Annotated in this window: 3 protein-coding genes and 1 pseudogene; 2 read left to right on the top strand and 2 right to left on the bottom strand. The window is 71.7% G+C overall.

Annotation, left to right across the window (positions count from 1 at the left end; translation table 11 throughout):
• A pseudogene (locus AB4Y86_RS16025) lies at positions 1-487 on the bottom strand (molybdopterin-dependent oxidoreductase); the annotation flags it as partial.
• A gap of 66 nt (positions 488-553) precedes the next feature.
• Between AB4Y86_RS16025 and moaA the strand changes: the two are divergent.
• Both moaA and AB4Y86_RS16015 read left to right on the top strand, forming a co-directional pair.
• On the top strand, positions 554-1,690 hold the full coding sequence (gene moaA, locus AB4Y86_RS16020; RefSeq protein ID WP_441403174.1) for a GTP 3',8-cyclase MoaA: 1,137 nt from the start codon (positions 554-556) through the stop codon (positions 1,688-1,690).
• Positions 1,691-1,697: 7 nt separating this feature from the next.
• Complete coding sequence (locus AB4Y86_RS16015) at positions 1,698-1,967, top strand: MoaD/ThiS family protein (RefSeq protein ID WP_441403173.1); 270 nt, start codon at positions 1,698-1,700, stop codon at positions 1,965-1,967.
• An 18-nt stretch (positions 1,968-1,985) separates the two neighbouring features.
• Here AB4Y86_RS16015 and AB4Y86_RS16010 read toward each other — a convergent pair.
• Positions 1,986-2,831 (bottom strand): alpha/beta hydrolase (locus AB4Y86_RS16010; RefSeq protein WP_441403172.1); only part of this gene is annotated, 846 nt, incomplete at its 5' end.

Here is a 2,831-nt window from a genome sequence, read left to right as displayed (position 1 = left end):
ACTCCCGGAGGCGGCGGATCAGCCAGCTCAACAGCGCCATGCCGAGCGCGGCTCCCAGCAGTGGGACGGGGAGGGCATTGGCGGTCACCTCGGCCCGGGTCAGCACGGCGGCGAGGCCCACCAGCCCAAAGACTGCGATCACGGCCAGGCCGGCGAAGCGTCGGCGCCATTCCAGCACCCCGGCCAGCGCCGCCAGCGCCGCGATGACCAGGCCCATGCCGCTGAGCAGCGCCAACTTGTCCGCCGTGCCGAAGAGCGCGATCACCCCGTCCTTGACGCCCGGCGGGACGGCGTCGATCACGGCCCCGCCGACGGCTGTCACGGGCGACACGGAGGGGCTGAGGAGCCCGGCGGCCAGTTCGCCGAGGACGACGCCGGCGCCGACGGCGGCCACCCCGGCCGCCGCGGCCCACCACACGGTGCGCCGTCCGGCCGGCGTCGGCGTTCCGCTGGCGGTCGCATCCGGGGCGACCCGGGAGGTGTTCATACGTCCAGCATAGGTTCGCAATCCTCCGGGCGTGATGCCCGGCCCGCTTTGGCGTAGCCTGACGTTATGAGTGTTCAGCTTGGCATGCCCCGGCCCCGCCCGGACAGCCGACCCGGCGATGGCCGTTCAGCGCCGCAACCGGCCGGGCGCCCGGCGGATATGGCCGCCGGACTTGTGGACCGTTACGGCCGCCGCGCCACCGACATGCGGCTCTCGCTGACGGATAAATGCAACCTTCGCTGCAGCTACTGCATGCCGGCCGAAGGCCTGGAGTGGCTGGCCAAACAGGCGGTCATGACCGCGGAAGAGATCGTGCGGATCGTGCGGATCGGGGTCGACATGCTCGGCGTCCGCGAACTCCGACTCACAGGCGGCGAGCCGCTGGTCCGGGCCGACCTGCTGGACATCATTGCCGCGCTTCGCCAGGCCCACCCGGACCTTCCGATCTCCATGACCACCAACGCCGTCGGGCTCGACAAGAAGGCGGCCGGGCTGAAGGCCGCCGGCCTCACCCGGATCAACGTGTCCTTGGATTCACTGCACGAGGAAACCTTCACCAAGCTGACCCGCCGCCCCTTCCTGAACCGGGTCCTCGCAGGCGTGGACGCCGCCTGGGCCGCCGGCCTGGGTCCCGTGAAGCTCAACGCCGTGCTGATGCGCGGCATCAACGACGTCGAATCCCCCGCCCTGCTCGCGTGGGCGCTGGACCGCGGCTACGAGCTGCGTATCATCGAACAGATGCCCCTGGACGCCGACCACGGCTGGACCCGCCGGAACATGATCACCGCCGCGGAAATCCGGGAACTGCTCTCCGTCGACTACGTGCTCAGCGCCGATCCGCGGGACCGCGACGGCGCCCCGGCCGAGCGTTTCGAGGTCCGCGCCCGGGTCCCCGGCACGGACGCGGCCACCGGCCCCGTGCTCGGCACCGTGGGAATCATCGCCTCGGTCACCGAACCGTTCTGCGCCGACTGCCGCCGGACCCGCATCACGGCCGAGGGCAAGATCATGAGCTGCCTCTTTTCCCGGGAGGAGACTGACCTGCTGGGGCTCCTGCGCGACGGTGCCAGCGACGACCAGCTCGCCGAACGCTGGCAGGACGCCATGTGGCTCAAGCCCAAGGCCCACGGCATGGACCACGTCGGGCTGGGCGCCCCGGACTTCGTCCAGCCGGACCGCAGCATGAGCGCCATCGGAGGCTGAAACCCCTGTGAATGTACGCTACTTCGCTGCCGCGCGCGCCGCTGCCGGCACCGACGAGGAAAAATTCGAACTCTCCGACGGCGCCGCGCTACCGGCCCTGCTGGAGGCGATCCTCGCCGTCGAGCGCCCGGACCCGCCGGCGGGCACCCCGCCGCTGGCTCGCATCCTGTCCCGTTCAAGCTTCCTGCTCAACGAGGTGGCCGTGCGGGACCACGCCGCCGCGGTCCTGGCGCCGGACGACGTCGTCGACGTGCTGCCGCCGTTTGCCGGCGGCTAGGCACCCTTGGCTAGGGCCTCACCTGCCGGCGAGGGCCTCCCGCACACTTTCCGCCACGGCCCCGGCCCCGGCGGCGCCCATCACAATCGTGTAGTGGTTCACGTCCGGCACCTCGCGGACCCGCAAGGTCGGCAGCTTCGCGGCCCAGTCCTCGAGGTAGCCGGGCGCGTAGAGTCCGGCCGGCTCGTTGAGCAGGCCGCGCGGCGCCCGGAGGACCTGGGTATCCACCATGAGCTCATCCAAGGCCTTCAGCAGCGACGCGCCGCGGTGCAGTTCGGCACTGTCCTCCGCCATCGCCTGGTAGCGGGTAGCCGGACGCAGTTCCGGCTCCTCGCCGGTGAGGTCATAGTCCACGTAGGCCTCCACGAGCGGGCCCCAGTCGGCGCTGAACGCCGGATGCTGCCGCCAGAAATTGCGGTACACCTCGCGGCTGGGAAAGGTGGCGCTAAGGCGCTCGGCGGCCGGTCCCAGCACCGCGGCAACGATCTCCTCGTCCGAGAGCCCCGCCGGGACCTGGAGCGGCAGGCCGCCGTCCACCAGCACGAGCGAGCGGACGTGTTCCGGGAACCGGTTCGCCAGGACGAGGGAGGCGAAGGCACCCATTGAATGGCCGACGACGACGACGGGCGCCGGTGCCAGCTCCGCGAGGACGGCCGCGAGATCCGCCGCGTGCGTGGGCATGCCGTACGGTCCGGGCAGTGCGTTGCTGCGGCCGCGCCCGCGCAGGTCCGGAGCGATGATCCGCACCTCCGGCAGCGCCTCGACCAGGTACGGCCAGGCCTTGTGCGACGCCGTCACCCCGTGGACGGCGAGGATCGTCGGGGCATCGGGGTCCTCCGGGCCCCACTGCGCGGTGTGCAGCGT

The organism is Arthrobacter sp. 2YAF22_2 (assembly GCF_052114645.1).
Lineage (GTDB): Bacteria > Actinomycetota > Actinomycetes > Actinomycetales > Micrococcaceae > Arthrobacter.
This window is presented reverse-complemented; position numbering and strand designations above follow the sequence as displayed.